At 53.8% G+C, this 17,227-nt stretch carries 14 protein-coding genes and 1 tRNA gene; 4 read left to right on the top strand and 11 right to left on the bottom strand.

All coding sequences use genetic code 11. The features are described 5' to 3' along the window. Positions 1-31: 31 nt before the first annotated feature. The 5 genes from E0E20_RS11545 to E0E20_RS11565 all read right to left on the bottom strand — a co-directional run bounded on the left by E0E20_RS11545 (position 32) and on the right by E0E20_RS11565 (position 3,955). A complete protein-coding gene (locus E0E20_RS11545; RefSeq protein ID WP_130838344.1) occupies positions 32-559 on the bottom strand; it encodes an alpha/beta hydrolase in 528 nt (175 codons plus the stop codon). 185 nt (positions 560-744) lie between these two features. Further along, complete coding sequence (locus E0E20_RS11550; RefSeq protein ID WP_130838345.1) at positions 745-1,350, bottom strand: carbohydrate ABC transporter permease; 606 nt, start codon at positions 1,348-1,350, stop codon at positions 745-747. 20 nt (positions 1,351-1,370) lie between these two features. After that, positions 1,371-1,574 carry a hypothetical protein gene (locus E0E20_RS11555; RefSeq protein WP_130838346.1) on the bottom strand — a complete coding sequence of 68 codons (204 nt, stop codon included), beginning with the start codon at positions 1,572-1,574 and terminating at the stop codon, positions 1,371-1,373. After that, complete coding sequence (locus E0E20_RS11560; RefSeq protein WP_130838347.1) at positions 1,574-2,458, bottom strand: carbohydrate ABC transporter permease; 885 nt, start codon at positions 2,456-2,458, stop codon at positions 1,574-1,576. The genes E0E20_RS11555 and E0E20_RS11560 overlap by 1 nt, the downstream gene beginning before the upstream one ends. Positions 2,459-2,572: 114 nt before the next feature. Further along, complete coding sequence (locus E0E20_RS11565; protein WP_130838348.1) at positions 2,573-3,955, bottom strand: ABC transporter substrate-binding protein; 1,383 nt, start codon at positions 3,953-3,955, stop codon at positions 2,573-2,575. Positions 3,956-4,626: 671 nt separating this feature from the next. On the opposite strand from E0E20_RS11565, the gene E0E20_RS11570 reads away from it, so the two are divergent. Then, positions 4,627-5,607, top strand: coding sequence for a LacI family DNA-binding transcriptional regulator (locus E0E20_RS11570; RefSeq protein WP_165444095.1), 981 nt, complete (start codon positions 4,627-4,629; stop codon positions 5,605-5,607). Positions 5,608-5,701: 94 nt separating this feature from the next. Here E0E20_RS11570 and E0E20_RS11575 read toward each other — a convergent pair whose 3' ends face one another. The 6 genes from E0E20_RS11575 to E0E20_RS11600 all read right to left on the bottom strand — a co-directional run bounded on the left by E0E20_RS11575 (position 5,702) and on the right by E0E20_RS11600 (position 13,959). Beyond that, positions 5,702-6,574, bottom strand: a complete 873-nt coding sequence (locus E0E20_RS11575; RefSeq protein WP_130838350.1) for a Nif3-like dinuclear metal center hexameric protein — start codon at positions 6,572-6,574, stop codon at positions 5,702-5,704. 21 nt (positions 6,575-6,595) lie between these two features. Continuing rightward, the gene (locus E0E20_RS11580) at positions 6,596-7,522 is read right to left on the bottom strand and encodes a carbohydrate ABC transporter permease (protein WP_242622774.1); all 927 of its coding nucleotides are present in this window, start codon (positions 7,520-7,522) and stop codon (positions 6,596-6,598) included. 117 nt (positions 7,523-7,639) lie between these two features. Next, positions 7,640-8,569, bottom strand: a complete 930-nt coding sequence (locus E0E20_RS11585) for an ABC transporter permease (RefSeq protein ID WP_130838351.1) — start codon at positions 8,567-8,569, stop codon at positions 7,640-7,642. Between the two features lie 216 nt (positions 8,570-8,785). After that, a complete protein-coding gene (locus tag E0E20_RS11590) occupies positions 8,786-10,330 on the bottom strand; it encodes an ABC transporter substrate-binding protein (RefSeq protein WP_165444096.1) in 1,545 nt (514 codons plus the stop codon). A gap of 172 nt (positions 10,331-10,502) precedes the next feature. After that, entirely contained in the window at positions 10,503-12,182 is a 1,680-nt protein-coding gene (locus E0E20_RS11595; RefSeq protein ID WP_130838353.1) for a response regulator transcription factor, read from the bottom strand. A gap of 70 nt (positions 12,183-12,252) precedes the next feature. Further along, positions 12,253-13,959, bottom strand: coding sequence for a sensor histidine kinase (locus tag E0E20_RS11600; RefSeq protein ID WP_130838354.1), 1,707 nt, complete (start codon positions 13,957-13,959; stop codon positions 12,253-12,255). Between the two features lie 847 nt (positions 13,960-14,806). Here E0E20_RS11600 and E0E20_RS11605 point away from each other — a divergent pair. The 3 genes from E0E20_RS11605 to E0E20_RS14830 form a co-directional block, all read left to right on the top strand. Further along, positions 14,807-14,883: transfer RNA gene (locus E0E20_RS11605), tRNA-Arg, on the top strand. Positions 14,884-15,265: 382 nt separating this feature from the next. Then, positions 15,266-16,351, top strand: a complete 1,086-nt coding sequence (locus E0E20_RS11610) for a DUF5688 family protein (protein ID WP_130838355.1) — start codon at positions 15,266-15,268, stop codon at positions 16,349-16,351. Between the two features lie 310 nt (positions 16,352-16,661). Continuing rightward, on the top strand, positions 16,662-17,227 hold a 566-nt coding region (locus tag E0E20_RS14830), incomplete at its 3' end, for a helix-turn-helix domain-containing protein (RefSeq protein WP_207302872.1).

The following is a 17,227-nucleotide window of genomic DNA, read 5'->3' on the forward strand; positions in this document are numbered from 1 at the left end:
ACACGGAAAGCAGGCATCAGGTTTCCGCTCTTCAGGCTTTGCAGACAATCGCAATGTCCTTGTACGCATACCGCAGCGCCGGCGCCGAGTGATGTGCCGGCCATGTTTCCCTGATATCCCTCTCCCGAATGAGCGCACAAAGGCGGCGCATTGATTCTGCATAAACAGGCAGCGGCAGGGAGGTCTCCATCGCCAGAAGGACATCCGCTCTGCAGCAGTTATCCGCGGCAAACATCATATTTTTCTTCTCCTCCAGATTATTTTCGCCGTCTGCCAATCCGAGGCCATGAGAACCCTCCGGGAAAATGTGCAGCTCATAGGGCACTCCGGCCTCCTCCAGCGCTCTGGCAAGCGTCATGCTGTACATTCCCGGCTCACTGCCGGTCTGCCAGAGGAAGACCGGCGGCGTATCCGCACGAACGTTCTTTTCCGGCGCAAGGTAAAGACGCTCTGCTTTGGTTCTTCCCCAAAATTCCAGCGCCTCCTCATCCATGTCCCTGTCAGCCCGCATGAACGGAGGCGGAAAGGAAGCTATTGTCATGGCTCCATACCCGATCACTGCGGCATCCATGCGGGACGAGGGCAGCAGCCGGTTCGCCAGCGGAAGCCGCCCCCGTGAGCAATAAGAATATGGTACCTTTCCCCTCCGCCGCGGGGATAAAGGCCAGATAGGGCTACTCCCGTCGTCATACAGCGAAAGCGGTTTTGTTGCTGCAATCGGCGATTTGGGCTTCGGTACACGGATCAGCCCTTCACACTGCCCGCCACAACGCCCTCAATAATGTATTTCTGCCCCGCAAAGTAAAACAGCAGCACCGGTATGATTCCAAGTACAAGTCCCGCCATCATGGGCGTATAGTCCGCTGTGTGATTGCTCAGAAACGTAAAGGCCGCAATGGACAGCGTTCTTGTCTCAAGCTTTGTCATAAACAGGCTGGTCATCAGGTAATCGTTCCAGACCCCCAGTCCCACAAAAACCATGACCGTAATCATAATGGGCTTGAGCAGGGGAAAAATGATCTCAAAGAATGTGCGGGTAAAACTGCATCCGTCAATCGTCGCCGCCTCGTCCAGCTCGCCGGGAATCGCTTCGATAAATCCATTATAAAGGAAAACAGCAAAAGGCACATTCAATCCGATTGCCACAAAGGAAACCATTCCGATCCGGTTGGAAAGGCCCAGCATGCCGCCGTAAATCTTGACAAGCGGAATCATGTAAACCTGAAACGGGGCCACCATCGACGCCAGAAAACACGCAAAAATGATTTTGTTGACACGCAGCGCCTTCTTCCTCGAAAAGAAGTACCCGGTCATCGACGAAAACAGTGTGTTCAGGATCGTCGCACTCACTGTGATCAGCGCAGTATTTTTCAGCGCATGAAAAAATCCATTCTGCGGATGGCTTCTGCATAATTATCAAAACGAAAGCTCCGCGGCCACGCAAAGGGGGTCTTGGTGAACTCTGCGGTCGTCTTGAAAGTATTCAGCACCAGCAGATAGAACGGAATCATAAAAAGAACCAGCGCCGCCGCCACCACGATAACGACCAGCTTTTTCTTTCCTTTCTCTCCCATCACTGCTCCGCCCCCTTTCTTGTAAGTCTGACCTGCAGCAGGGAAACTGCCGCCACAATGACAAACAAAACGATCGCCTGCGCCTGCCCTTTGCCGAATTCCATATTGGTAAACGCCGTCTGATAGATTTTATAGGCAATGAGTTCTGTTGATTTGTAAGGTCCCCCGGCTGTCAGAGACAGGTTCACATCGTATGACATAAAGGAGCGGGCGATAGAAAGAAAGACACAGATTGTAACGGATTCCCGTATCAGCGGCAGCTTGACGCTCCGCACAATCTGTCCGGCCGAGGCGCCGTCGATTCTTGCCGCTTCAATCAGCTCCTCCGGCACATTCGTCAGACCGGCAATGTAAATCACCATCAGATACCCGCTCAGCTGCCATGCACTGACAATGATGAGTGCCGCCAGCGCTTTATACGGGTCTGTGAGCCATGATTTTGAGAGCCACGCCGAGCCGATCGACTTGCCGAATCCGGTCAGCGCATACGAAAACAGGAAATTCCAGATATACCCGAGGATAATGCCGCCGATAATATTCGGCGTGAAGAAGCCTGCCCGGAAAAGGTTCTGCCCCTTGATCTTGCCTGTCACCGCCAGAGCCAGCAAAAATCCGACGACATTGCTTGCCGCAACGGTAAAAAGGACATAAATCACCGTCCTCCAGAAAGAGACCAGAAAGGTCTTGTCTCCGAATACAGCTCTGTAATTCTGCAGTCCGGTGAAATGGATATGCATCGAAAGCCCGTTCCAGTCCGTAAACGTAATACCGATTCCATAAAAAAACGGCACTGCCACAACGCCCGTCCAGATCAGAAGAGACGGAAGAGCAAAGCCGCAGAATTGTAACGCCGTAATAGGTCTTCGCCTGGCATGTGTTTTCATAAAAATCCTGTCCGCAGTTTCCCGACTTTTTTACAAGCACCGGTTTCTGCAAAAAGAGCCGGGCGGGAAATTCTGCTTCCCGCCCGTTTTTATCATCGTATCAATTGCTCTGCGTCACTGTATATTCTTCCAGTATGCTTCCATATCGGAGAACAGCGTCTGTCTGTCGCATGCGCCGGAAATGTACTCGCACATGTAAGCGCCGTTCTCATACCAGAAGTCCGACGGGAGAAGATCCGGCGTGCCATAGAAATCATAATTCCGTCCCGCGGAAATGTAGGATGCCGTTGATCTGCCGAGAGGGCTCTCGATCTCGCCGTTAAAATTCTTGTACGGAAGCGCCTGCCCGGCGATCTTTGCCAGCTGCTCCTCGGCATACTCGTCGCTCGTGATATACTGAATAAATTTGACGCCCGCAGCCTGCTGCGCCTTGCTGTTCTGAGAAGCGTCCACACAGTAGCCTTTCGCAAAGGAGGTGGGCAGGAGCGTGTTGACCTCGTTGTCCGGATCGTCATTGAGCGGAACCGGAAGAAGTCCGAATTCCGCTCCCTCTTCCACAATGGGTCCGAGATAGGTCCACGCCCAGTCGCCCATAAACCATGTGCCTGCTGCTCCGTCAGCGAATGCCTGCGCATCCATATTGATGTTGCCGACCAGCGGATCTTCTTTGTTGTAATTGTGCTCGGCCATCATATCAAAGGTATCAAAATAATCGTTGATAACCTCGTCGTCCGCAAGAGAAAGCTGCCCGGCTTTCAGATCGGCGACTTTCTGCACTCTTGCCTCCACATCTCCGTTGGCGGCTCCATAGGTGATGCCGACATAATGTGCGCCGAGCGACCAGTTGACACCGGTGAACATCGTTCCCGCTCTGCCGGTCGCCTCGATCTTATTGAAGAGATCCTCCAGATCAGAACGGGTCTTGATGGAAGCCGGGTCAAAGGTTCCGCCGACTGCTTCATCACAGACTGCCTGATTGTAAAGAATCCCGATGCCCGCCGCCGTGTACGGCGCACCGTAGATCCTGCCGTCAAAGGTAAATGTGCTGAGCGCGTCCTCCTGAATATTGGCGATCAGCTCCTTATCGGTCAGATCCTTCATTCTCTCGCGGTTCTCATAAATATTGATCGGATCCATCAGGGAAACCGTCGGCCCCTCATTGCTGGCATAAAGCGACATCCACTTCTGCAGCTGATCGTCTCCCGCCGCAATATATTCCACGGTAATTCCCGGATTCTTCTCCTGAAAATCGCGGATCAGATCCTGGAACATATCGTCCTTGCCGGTCTCCGTTGTATAGAACGAAATACTGACGGGCTCCTGCGCAGCATCCGCTCCGGTCTCCGACTCCGCTTCCTCCGTTCCCTGCTCTTCAGAAACAGCCGCATCCTCATGGCTTGCCGCCGTTTCCGCAGCTGTGCCGGCCGCTGCTCCGCAGCCCGCAAGACCGGCCGCCATCACGCCTGCAAGCACTGCCGCAACTACTCTTTTTTTCATAATAATCCTCCCTGCCGAAGCACTTTGTGCGAGGCACGCGCTGTAAAAACGCCCTGCGCCAGCTCGCGGGCTGCCGAGCCGCTCTGCGGCTCATTCCATCCCTCCACCTGACAGCATTTTTCGTTTACTGAAAGATCCGCGCAGGCGGTTTTACAGCTGCGGTCAGGGGCTATTTGGCTTCGGCACAAATAGCCGTGTGCAAAATCTCTGCGCCGGCGCGCAGAGATACGAGCCGCTTCGCGTCTCATGCCGTCCCACTACGTAACAGCACTTTTCGCTCACGGAGCAAATCAGCGCATCAGCGTGATTTTTCACACTAATCTCCTTCCGGCGCATTCGCGCCCTGTCCCTATATGCACTATAAAATTTCATCACCTTATTGTCAATCGTTTGACAATTATTTTCTTCATATTACCTAATAATTCGATTGTTTTTTATGCATCTTTCCTAATTATATCGCGGTTTTCTCCGGAATTTTTCGGGTTTCATTCCGAATATGCGTCAATCGGTTGACATTATTGATGCAAGGCAGCGCACATCGCGTCACGCCTGTGTTTGACATCTCCATGCAATTCCATAATAATCATAAACACGAAGCAAAAAGAGACAGGGCCTGCCTGTCTGAGTTTTTCATATTTCGTTTCAGAATCCATGCAGAGGACTGTACAGAAATGAGCATTACACTGGCTGATGTTGCCGCAGACGCAGGAGTCACCGTCACCACCGTATCGCGAGTTTTGAACAACAGGGGCGCCATCAGCGAATCGACAAGAAGCAAAGTCCGGGAATCCATTCAGAAGCTCGGATATATCCCCAACGAAGCCGCCAGATCACTGGGCAATAAACGCACCAACGTCATCGGCGTCATTGTTCCCAGTATCGCAAATCCGTTCTTTTCCGAGCTCGTTGACAAGATGGAAATTTATGCCTTTCGAAAAGGCTACCGTATTCAGCTCTGCAATTCCTACCGGCAGCCGGATAAGGAAAAGGAATATATCTCCCTCCTTAAAGCAAACAAAGTTGCAGGAATCGTCATTTCCAGCCGCACGCCGGGGATAGAAAACGACTTGAACGGCAATTTCCCCGTCGTCTCTCTGGAACGCGTGATCAACGAAAACACCTCCGCTGTCGTATGCGACAACTATGAGGGCGCCAGAATCGCAACACAGCATCTGATCGACTGCGGATGCCGCCGTCTCGGGTCTTTTCTGGTTCGAAGCGACGTCGCGATGGCCGCAGATAAACGCATTGACGCATTTCAGGACGTGTGCAGGACAAATCGCATTCCCTGTCATGTATTTGAAGCGAAAGAAGAACAGTTTCAATTCATGTGCTTTGAGGAGTTCTGCTCCTCGGTTCTGGAACAAAGGCCGGACATTGACGGCTATTTTGCATGCGGCGACATCACCGCCATCCAGCTGCTCGCCGCATGCCAGAAAAAAGGGCTCCGGGTTCCGGAGGAGATTCGCATCGTCGGTTTTGATGATCTCCCCATGGCCTCATGGGTCTGTCCTCCGATCACAACGATTCGGCAGCCCATTGAAAAAATGAGCCGCCTTGCCGTCGACGCGATTCTCCAATACGACCCGGCGCACTTCATTCCCACGCAGTCTGTGCTGGAGGTGTCGCTCGTCCGCCGCGGCACAACCTGAGCCGCAGGGCTTGCAGGCACGGCCCCGCCGCCAGAAGAAGCTTTCGGGAACGCGGGCGCCGTTGTAAATGCGCAGCGGCCTTACACTGCATCCTCTATTTCCTCAGCATAAAGTTCCAGATATCCCCCGTCGGCACATACCGGACCGGCACCCTGCGGTGCGTGATTTCCCCCATCCAGTCTGCGGCATATCGCGCACCCAATTCTTCCCAGTTATAGTGGCCGATATTGAAACAGACCTTATTTTCACCATAATACGCCGCATCCCGAATATAGGACAGCACATTCCACTCGATGATCTCTCCCGGCAGAATGGCATCCACATTCTCCTGCTCCAGCACGCGGATGATTTCCGTCGCATAGTCCGTATAAATGCCGTTCGTCACGCTCGAGGGGATAAAAGCCTCCGGATAGAGGTGCCCCACCAGCGCGATCCTGCGAATCTCCGCATCCGGCCGGCCTATATAGCGGGTTCCGTTCAGCCCGATTTTTTCTAAGAGCTCCCGCCCGATCTCCTCCGCCGTCCTGGGCTCCGGAAACTCAATCATATAGCCAAAGGGGACCGTGTGATCCTCTTTCAGAAGATACGGCTCCCAGCCCATATATCGGATCACACCGGTAAAAATACTGTCCGGCCGGTGCGCATGCATATGGTCATGATCGCGGTAAATCACGATCTGATGATCCTCCGCCGCCCTGCGCTTCTGCTCATAGACATGGCAGGGAAACGCGGCTCTCCAATCGGGATAGTCCGGCGTCAAATACCATGTCGGCTCATGCACAAACAAGAGGTTGGCACCCAGCTTTGCCGTCTTGTCGATCACCTCGGCGGTCGGCACCAGCGCCGTCACGATTCCCGTGCACTCCTGCTCCGGATCCCCCGTCTTGATCCCGTCGCAGCCGCCATAGTCCGGCCCGAGGTCAGGATGATAGGCAGCCACCGCTTTTAATACTTCCGCAATCGTCATTGTCAGACCTTCCCCTTTCGTTTATCCTTTCACCGCGCCGACCACAACGCCCTTTACAAAGTATTTCTGCACAAACGGATAGATCATCACAATCGGCAGGATCCCGATCACCGCCATCGCCATGCGGACCGCGTTGCTGGGCAGGGAGACCGCTCCGGTTCCGACCGCCACGCTGGCCGCGCCGCTCTTGAGGTACTGAATATTGTTCATGATCCGGATCAGCAGGTTCTGAATGCCGTAATACTGAGGCTTCTGGATGTAGTACAGTGCATTTACCCAGTCGTTCCAATAGGTCAGCGCCGTAAAGAGCGAAATGGTCGCGACGGTGGGCACCGCCAGAGGAAAAATGATCTTAAAGAAGATCGTGAGCTCCGAGGCTCCGTCGATCTGCGCCGATTCGATCAACGCATCGGGAATGCTGTTGGCATAATAGTTTCGCACCAGAAAGATGTTAAAGGCTCCGCACAGATAGTTGGGAATGATAAGCGCCCAGATCGTGTTTTTGATATGAAAAATCTGAGACCACATCATATAGGAGGGAACAACGCCGCCGTTAAACAGCATGGTGAAAAATACGAAAAAGGAAAGCACGTTCCGATAGCGGAAGTTTTTGCGGCTCATGGGATAGGCGATCATTGTCGTGATGAGCACGCTGACAACCGTCCCGACAAGCGTGACCAGAACGGAAATGCCGTAAGCCCGCAAAATCGTGGCGCCCTGCTGTAACATATAGACATAGGCATCCGCAGAAACAAGCTTCGGAACGAAGCTGTATCCGTCGCGCAGCAGCGTTGTTTCATCCGTAAAGGACGCGATAACAATGAGCAGGATGGGAAGCAGCGCCATCACCGTAAAGAGCGCCAGAACAATCGTGGAGACGGCCTTGAACCGTCCGGTATCCGAAATCATGCGGTCGTCCCGCGCCGCATTTTTTGTCTGTGTGTTCATAAAAGTCCTCCATGCCGAAGCACTTTCCGTGCGAGTCTCGCGACTGCCAAATCCGCGCAGGCGGTTTTGCGGCTGCCATCAAAGGCGCACGCCGTAAGCATAACCGCTTCGCTCTCATCAAAACAGCACGTTTTCACCATCAAACCTGCGTACCAGCGCATTCGCCGTGACGACGACAATAAAGCCGAGGACCGACTGAAACAGCCCGGCCGCCGCGGACATACCCACATCATTGAGCTCCATCAGGCCGCGGTATACATATGTGTCGATCGTCTGCGTCGTTTCATACAGCGCGCCGGAGTTCATGGGCACCTGATAAAACAGGCCGAAATCAGAGAAGAAGATCCGCCCGACTGCCATCAGCGTCAGAATAATGACCGTCGGTTTTAACAGCGGCAGGGTGATCCGTCCGATCTGCTGCCAGCGGGAGGCGCCGTCAAGGCTGGCGGCTTCATAGATCGACTTGTCGATGCCCGCAATGCTGGCCAGATAGATGATCGACTGATATCCCGCATTTTTCCACAGGAAGACGAAGACGAGAATAAAGGGCCAGTATCCCTTTTCCATATACCAGGCAATCTCCCTGCCTCCGAGCAGCCGGATTATCGTATTGTTGACAAAGCCACTGTCTGCATTCAGAAACGCATAGACCATATAGGCAATGACGACCCAGCTCATCAGGTTGGGCAGAAGCAGCGCCGACTGGAAAAACTTGGTCCGGATCGAATCGCCCAGCGCATTCAGCATAATCGCAATGGCAATGGCAAAGATGGTCCCCAGCACAATAAACGCCAGATTGTAGAGCAGCGTATTGCGGGTCATGAGCACCGCGTCCTTGGACTGGAACAGGAAACGGAAATTGTCCAGTCCGCTCCATGCACTGCCGAAAATTCCTTTCTTGTAGCTGAACCGCTTGAAAGCCAGAAAGATTCCCAGCATGGGAATATAGTTGTTGATGAGCAGATACACGATTCCGGGTGCTGCGATCAAAAGAAGCGGGCCGGATTTTGCATATTTGACACGAACTTTCTTTTTTGGAGCAGACATATTTTCCTCCCTGCCAAAGCCAGTAAACCAAAAGCGCACGCCTGCCGGATGATGGTCCGGCGGCAAACGGCACAAAGCGCCTCTTTCCTACTCTTTCATCATACAAAAACTCCCCTCCCGCTTTCTTTCAAAAACGAGAGGAGAGTTTTAAGATTTGAGATTACCGCGTTTCCTTACTGCCGTGCCATTCCGGCACTTTCGGATGACCGCGTTTCCTTACTGCTGTGCCAGCCACGCATCGAGCTGGGTCTGCTTTGCCGCAAGGATGTCGTCATATCCCGCATCCCTCAGCGCCTCACGGAACTCCGGCAGCGCCGCGGCAGGATCGACCGAACCGCAGGCAATGCCAGGCAAGTACTGCTTGATGACATTGTTGACCGCCGTATACTGCGTCTGCACCTGGCTTGCATCAAAGGTAAAGCCCATCGCAGGCGACTTGGCCGCCTTGTGGTTCTGCTCGTTCTCCCATGCCAGAGACTCCTCGGAGCCGGAGCCCTGCAGAGGCCACTGAATGAAGAAATTGCCGAGTACGCCGCAGGAGAGCTGCGCCGTGTAGGAAACCGTAGAAGCATCCTGTCCCTCCGGATAGGAGACGGTTCCGTCATCATTCTTAACGTAGTCCTCGCCCTCGATGCCATACAGCATGGTATTGATGACCTCCGGATCGGTGTAGGTCAGCTCGAGGAATTTGAGCGCCGCATCCTGATGCTCCGAGGTCGAAGCCACGACCTGCGCCACCGCATTGATGGCCGAAGTATCAAGGTACGCGCTGCCAAGCGCGATCGCGCCGACGTCATAGCCGGACGGAGCCGACAGAGACGCTGCCGTGTCCTCCAGCGGATAACTGTACGACGCGCTGTAAGCAAAATAGCTTCCGGAGGACATCAGCTCCGCCGCCGCCGAGGTGGTCGTCGCCGCATCTTTCATAATAAGATCGTTTTCGTACCAGCTTCTCACCAGGTTTGCATATTTTTCAAAATCGGCCAGATCATAGTAGCTGGTCACGGTCATGTCATCGCCCTGCAGAACTCCTGTCGGCGCGCTGAAAGAATCTCCCAGCCAGTCAATGTTCGTGATCCACCTCGTGAGGCCGCTGTCGCCCTGGGAAACCGGGGCAAGAGGCGTCATCTCCGGATGTGCCTCTCTCACCTTTTCAAAAATCGCCGTCAGATCCTCTGCGCTCTTTACCGAATCCATGTCAAGGCCGAGCTCCTCCGCAATATCCTTGCGGTAGATCAGCATGGGCTGCAGTGCAAACGGCTTGAGCGTCGGAACCGCATAAATTCTGCCGTTCTGGCTGGTCGTCTTGAACCAGTCCTCCTCGATCAGATTTCTCAGCTCCGGGGCATCCGCATCGATCATATCGGTGATGTCGCAGCACATATCCTGCGCAATGTCGTTGCCCAGATCACCCAGCGTATGGAAAAGGTCGACCTCACCGTTCTGCACCGCAAGGCTGACCTGCTGCGTGTAGTCCGCGATCGACAGCGGCATGAGATGAACCTCGACGCCGATTTTTTCTCTCGAAATCTCGTTGATTTTTTCTTCCACGGCCGAAGTATCATCCGGGATTGTATTAAAGCTCACAAAGGCATAGGTGATCTGCGTATACTCTCCGCTGTCGCCCGTCTCCTCTGTCCCCGCGGACGCCTCCGTCTGCTGTCCGTCCTGCGCTGCGCCGCTTCCCGCTGCCGAACCGCAGGCCGCAAGCGGCAGTGTCATACCTGCTGCCAGCAGAATACTGACTGCTTTCCTGAACATTTTCATTCCCTCCCTTTGCCTTGCTGCGGGTTCTATGCTGCTTTTCCCGCCAATGTCATAAATCTATGCTGAGTATAAGTATAGGAAGACTCCCGAAAATGTTCTTTCAAAAACAGGCTTTCCATTTCCACTTTTAAGGACTGCTGTTTCTCCTTTTCCGCACATGCCGTCACTATGGCCGCACTCCCATATGATACTCATTCGGCGTGCAGCCGACCTCTTTGCGGAACACCGTTGAAAAATACGAGAAATTATCAAAGCCCACCTTTGCCGCCACATCACTGATCCGGACGTCTCTCGATGCAAGAAGCTCCTTTGCTTTCCCGATCCGGCACTCCGTCAGATATTGCCGAAGACTGATGCCGGTCTCCTTTTTGAAGAGCTTTGCGGCATATTCCGGGGTCAGAAACACACTGGCCGCGATTTCCGTCCGCGAAATATTTTCACTGTAATGCTCCTGCATAAACTGGCGCGCACGCTCCGTCACAGAGTCCGTGCGGTCCACCTCCTCGACATAATCCATGGACCTGCCGATGAAAAACACCTGCCAGCGGATCATATCCATAACAGAGTCCGCCGCCCGCTGCTCCATCTCCGCCGCGCCCGGATCCCCGAAAAGCTGCGCCGCCATGATCTCCCGATCCGCGAGATATACATACACGCACTGCAGCAGATCCTGCCGCAGCTGATGGAGCGCCGCGGCTGTCAGTCTGCGTCCCGCCGCAAGCTTTTCGAGCCGCTGCCGTAAATATTCCAGAAGCTCCCGCTTTTTCCTGTCCACAAGAAAGCTCCTCACCTGCCGGATGTCGATCACCGGCTCCTCTCCTGCCGGCGCCGCAAGCGCCTGTGCCTCTGCGCCGGTGAGGACCCGTCCCTTGCGGGAGACATTGTCCGCATCGAGGGCCAGCAGTCTTTTCCTCTCCTCCGGAAGCCTCCAGAGCACACAGGGTTCCCCGACATAAATCGTGGCAGGAGCCAGAAGCTGCTTTGCGATCCGTTCATTCAGCGCCTCACAGCATGCGGCAAGCCCCTCTGCGTCTGCGAATGTCTGCGGCTCCTGCCCCTCGAGAACTGCGGAAAAAACAAGTGCATTTCTCTGCAACTCCTCCGCAAGCCCCGCGAGCTTTCCCTTATATCCATACTTTTCGCACGCTTCGCTCCGCAAAAACGAAGACAGCGCTGCGCGGAGCTTTTCCTCCGCATCGGCCGTGCCGCCTGCCCGGTTCTCCTCCCCTGCCTCAGAAGACAGAAGCCGGTTTTCTCCGGACGAGAAAAGACTCAATCCATAGATCAGCAGAACCAGACAATAGCTGCCTCCGACAGGGATGTCCAGTTTTCTCTCCCGAAGCTCCCGCTCGACGGCCCTCCGCTCCGCTGTCAGCTTCCGGTGCAGAAGATCCTCCCAGAAGCCCGCTTCCACATATTCGAGCGTATCAGAAAACCACGCTTCATATTTGGTCGCCTCCCGGTACCGCTCCTCCTGCCGGAGCTTCTGTATCGCCCCGTAGAGCTCCGTTTCCATCCTGCTTTTGGAAAACGGCTTCACCACATAGCCCGACGCGTTATAGCGGATCGCCGTCTGCGCAAAGTCAAATCGCTCATGGCTTGTAAGAAAAATAAACTGGGTCCGGAAGCCGCGCTCTCTCACCCACGAGAGCAGCTCCAATCCGCTCTCCCTCGGCATCTCGATATCGCAGATCGCAACGTCCACCTGCTCCGAAGCAAAAATTTTCCGCGCATCCTCCGCATTGTAGGCGGAAAACACCCGGTCCACGGCAAAATGCTGCCAGTCCATGGCCTGCACGATCACGTCGACCGTAGGCATATCATCATCGATGACAAGAACGTTCATTCTGTTCGCATTCCTTTTTATCCTGCTGCGTTGCTCTGCTGCTTTGTTCTGCTCGCGGCCGCCTCGTCTCTTACAGCTTCCAAATGGTGCTCTGCCGTCTTGCGCGGCGGGGCAGCCAGATATCCACGCGGCTCCCGTGCGGCTCGCGATTGGAAAACTCTATCAGATCCTCTCTCCTGTACATCAGAGACAGCGTTTTCTTAAAGTTCCAAAGCCCGATCCCGTGTCCGTCCTCACGAATCGTCATCCTGCCGCTGCGAACCTCCATAAGGAACTGCTCCGGATAACCGTCACCATCATCCTCCACCGTGATATGCAGCATTTTATCCCCGTCCCGTTCCTCCTCATGTGCACCGACGAGAATGGAGGTCAGCCGGTTCAGCGATACCGCATGCTTGTAAATGTTTTCCAGCATCGTGTGCACAAGAAGCTGCGGAACCTGATAATCCTCCATGCCGGGTTCCACATCAAAGAAAGCAAACACACAGTCCGGGTACCGCATATTCTGCATGTCGATATACGATCTTGCATGCCGGATCTCTTCGGAAAGCGACACAGTGTGAAGCCCGGCCTTAAAGAGGTAGCGGATATTCTCGGAGAGCCTCTCGATATACCTCCGAATGTCTTCATTTCGGTTCTGATAGGACATGCTGTGGATCGTCGTCAGCGCATTCAGAAAGAAATGCGGCCGGATCTGGAGCTGAACATATTTGAGCGTCGCCTCGTCAAACTGGATCCGATCCTCGTACGATCGTATTCTGAGATTGACGATGGTGTCCATCATACGGTTAAAACTCCGGTTGATCCGGTCAAACTCCATCGTCTCTGCCGTGCCCGGAAGCCGCAGCGACGAATCGCCCTCTTCAATCCGGCTCATCGCAGACAGCAGCTCCTGCACCGGGATCACCACAGCACTGCGGGCGTAGCGAATAAACAGAACCGTCAGCACGAGAGCCGCAAAAACAAGCGCCGGAATGAGCAGCTGGATCAGCTTGAAGCTGCCGATCACCCGGCTTCTTGGCATACCGGCAAGAATCACCAGATCCGTATCCGGCACCCGGTCTATATAGACGAGCATTCTGCCGCGGGCCGTCCAAAACGCTCCCCTGCCGGAAAGAAGCCCTCCGCTTCGCGAAAGCTCTGCCAAAAGCGCTCCCGCCCCCGGTTCTGCAATCTCCCCCGCGCTGTAAAGAGGATTTCCCTCTGCGTCCAGCAGTGCGGCAAAGCCTCCGGAGACCGGCAGGAATATTTTTCCGCCCGTCTGCACCGGCAAAAATGCGGCGATCCTCTGATTCTTATTGCGGTAGCAGCGCATCAGATAGGAAAAATCCCCGATCTGCACAGTCTCCCACCTGCCCATGATCCTCCCGGTTTCTTCCATCTCCGTATCGGTCAAATACTGCCGGATCTCCTGATCCTGCGCGTAAGAAAACTGGGCGCTGTACTTGGAAAGGTACTGTCCGCTGGCCATGTCATACAGCGCCAGCTCATGAATATCGCTGTTGGCGTACATGAGATCCCGCATCAGCTTGACCAGCCCCTGCGCAGCCACACTCCGGCGGACCATATCGCTCTGCTCCAGCGCGACGAGATCTCCCGTGTCCTGAAACAAAATCGCAAGCGCCCGGTCGTTGGATTCCAGCATCTGCGCCAGCGTTGTGCTCCCGTTCTCCGCTGTCTGACGCAGCAGCTCTCCCGCACTGCTGCGCAGGGACAGAAAGGTATTCGCCCAGATCGCAGACAAAATCACAATCATGAGCAGCAGAAAAGCTGCCACGGTACGGCTGATGACAGACAGAAAAGAACAGCGGACGCGTGTTCTTCCTTTTGCTCCGGCTTCTTTTGCTCCAGTTCTTTCTTTTCTCTCCGTTTTCGTTTCCCGCTCCTCCTTTCCAGGCCGCTGCACGGCTATGACTTTCTCTGCTTATTATGAAGTATTTACGTCAAAAAAACGAATCACAGCTTTCCCCGGCTGTCTATGCAGGCAGGTCTGACCTTGAATGTATATGGACACCTTTCCTGCAATAGAGGCTGAACAACTCTATTGTAACGGAAAGATGTTTTATTGAACTCACCTGAAGCCTTAAAAATCCAGTAACTTCTCAAAGTAAATCCCACAACGGGATCTGCAACGGGATTTTCTTTGGGAAGTTACTTTTACAATTTTGGTTTTTGCAAAAATCATCTCGAATACAGCACGCCGACACTGAAGATATGTTATAATATCTCCGCAGTTGTGTAGCGCCATGCTCGGGTGGCTTAGCAGGCCAGAAAAACCGCCTCCTAAGGATTCCCGGCAGCTTTTGCCGAAATCCAAAAAGCACCTAAGTGCGGGGTTCGAATCCGGTCGGGACTGGGAAAAGTGCAACAGGCACCTTCCGCCAGAATGGCGTCCACGACGTTTCTCGGAATCAGGCCTCCGGGGCGTCAGCCCATTAGCAGGAAGCGGAGGCATCCGGGCGGCTCCGGAGGGTCCGAAAAGCCCGTAAATAAGCCAAAATTTACATGTGTCTCCGTAGCTCAGCAGGATAGAGCGTCCGCTTCCTAAGAACAGGGAGAAACGGCCATCAGCTGAAAAACAGGCGCGAGGTCGGGAGACCTAAAAATCCACCAATTTCATACACGTCTCCGTAGCTCAGCAGGATAGAGCGTCCGCCTCCTAAGCGGAAGGTCAGAGGTTCGAATCCTCCCGGGGACGCCAGACAACAGTCCGGAAACCCGCGTAAATAAAGGGTTTCCGGTTTTTTCATATCCAGCACATCTATCGAACTTCGTACATAACCCGTTTTGCAAGCTCCATTTTTGCTAATCGGAAAGGCGTAGAACACTCAACCATCCTCTTCCGTTAGCCAGCTAATTTTTAGCAAAAAATCGCGATTTTTGCTAATCAAAACGGGCTTCCCGCTAATTTGCCGATTTTCCCAGCTAATTTTCCTGCTAATCAAAAAGGCGGTTGTTCCTTGTCCTAAGGAATGATTCCCCGTATATTTTAATCATCAATCGTCCATTACATAGGCCAGTCAGAGCCTCTTCGGAGGTATTCTGACCGGCCTTTTATCATTTCACGCAAAGGAGGACGACAGATGAATTACGAGCAGTTTCTGGAACAGATGAAAGAAGAACTGACGGAACGGTTTGCCGCAGATCTTCCGCCGGAGCTTGCCGATGTGAGGATCGGCATCCGGGATGTGGAGAAGCTCCAGGGGGAATCCTACCGCGGACTATCCTTCCGCAGCGGAAATTCTCCGGTAGAAGCCAACCTCAACATGGCCGGGGCATTTCAGGCCTTTGAAGCGGGCCGTCCGTATGAGGACATTCTGCAGGATGTGGAAGCCCAGCTTATGAAGGTAGTGGACCGGACTCCCCAGTTCAATATAGGGGAGCTGTCTGACTACGAGGCCATGAAGCCAAAGCTGATGATGGAGATGATCCCGCAGAAAGGGAATGAAGACAGGTTGGGCAATGTCCCGCATAAGAAGGTGGAGGACATGGCCCTGATCTATCGCCTGGATATGGGCGATAGTAATGGCGGCAAGATGACTTCCGTTATTACCAACCAGCAACTGGATGCATTTGGAATTACGGCAGACCAGCTCCATCAGGACGCGCTGGAGAATGCACCGCTTACCCATCCGGGATCTCTCCGCTCCATGCAGGAAGTGATGGCAGACATGATGGGCATGGAACCGGAGGAACCGATTCCCGGGGAACCCATGATGCTGGTGGCCACGACAAAAGGCGCTTTCATGGGCGCTTCCGTAATCCAGTATCCCGGCTTCATGGAGCAGGCGGTGGAAAAGCTCGGAGGAGACTTCTTCGTTCTCCCCTCATCCATTCATGAAGTGCTGCTGGTGCCGGATGACGGGAAGGCGGATTACCATGAGCTGGCAGCCATGGTGCAGTCTATCAACGAGACGCAGGTAGCCCCGGCAGAGCGCCTGTCGGACAATGTTTACCATTACGACAAGGCGGACAGGGTATTCGAACTGGCAGACAAAACCGCTGAACGGAAGCTGGCACAGAAGCTGGAAAAGAAAGCGGAAGCACGGGCTGCAGCGGAGAAGAAACCGTCCATTCTGGATCAGCTGGGAGAAAAGAAGAAAGAGGCGATGGAGCATGCACCGAAAGCAAAAGCACCGGGAAGGATCGCGCCGGAAGCAGCATTATAACAGCACAGGAGCATACCGGAACAAGGGAGCGTTAGAGGCTTATTACAAAAAGCGGATATTGCTCCCTTTTCTGATGCACCGGAGAGGACGGATCACATGAGCTTTACAGATGGAAAGTCTGGGGCTATCGAGGCTCTGATGCGGGAGGCTCCCGGCAGCAATCATTATGACGATGGCTGTGAAGGCAGGTATCCGGAATGCAGGAACTGCCGGTACCATATACCGTATTCTGCCAGGGGCGATTGCGTCTTTAAAACCTGTCCTTATCTGATCCCGGCGGCATCCGATAGCAGGAAAGGCGGTGGCCATCATGGCTGTGTTCCGCGTTGAGAAGAATACCAACTATACGACCATGTGCAACTACCACCTGCGGGACCAGAACCTGGGCCTGAAAGCAAAAGGGCTGCTTTCCCTGTTCCTGAGCCTGCCGGATGAATGGCATTACAGCATCCGGGGGATCGCGGCGATCAGCAAGGAAGGTGTGGACAGCGTGAACACGGCGCTCCGTGAACTGGAGGAATGCGGCTACCTGATCCGCAGCCAGAAACGGCAGGAGAACGGCCGCATGGGCGAGATCGAATATGTGATCTACGAGATGCCGGACGGAGTTTTGCCGGATACAGCATTTCCGGGTACAGCTTCACCGTATACGGAAAATCCGGATACGGCGGAATCGGATCCGGGAAACCCGCGAGAAATAAATAAAGATAAAACAAGTACAGAAGGAACAAATACTGAAAAAAACAATACATTTTTCGCTTCCGTCAGAGCGAACAGGGCTGTCAAACAGGGCGTTTGCGCCTGGATAAGTCAGATCCAGAAGAGAAATAAGATTGTTCTTCAACGAGACTTTTTGCTGCATAAAAAAGTGGAACT

This window comes from Lachnoclostridium sp. Marseille-P6806 (genome assembly GCF_900625025.1).
Taxonomy (GTDB): Bacteria; Bacillota; Clostridia; order Lachnospirales; family Lachnospiraceae; genus CAG-791.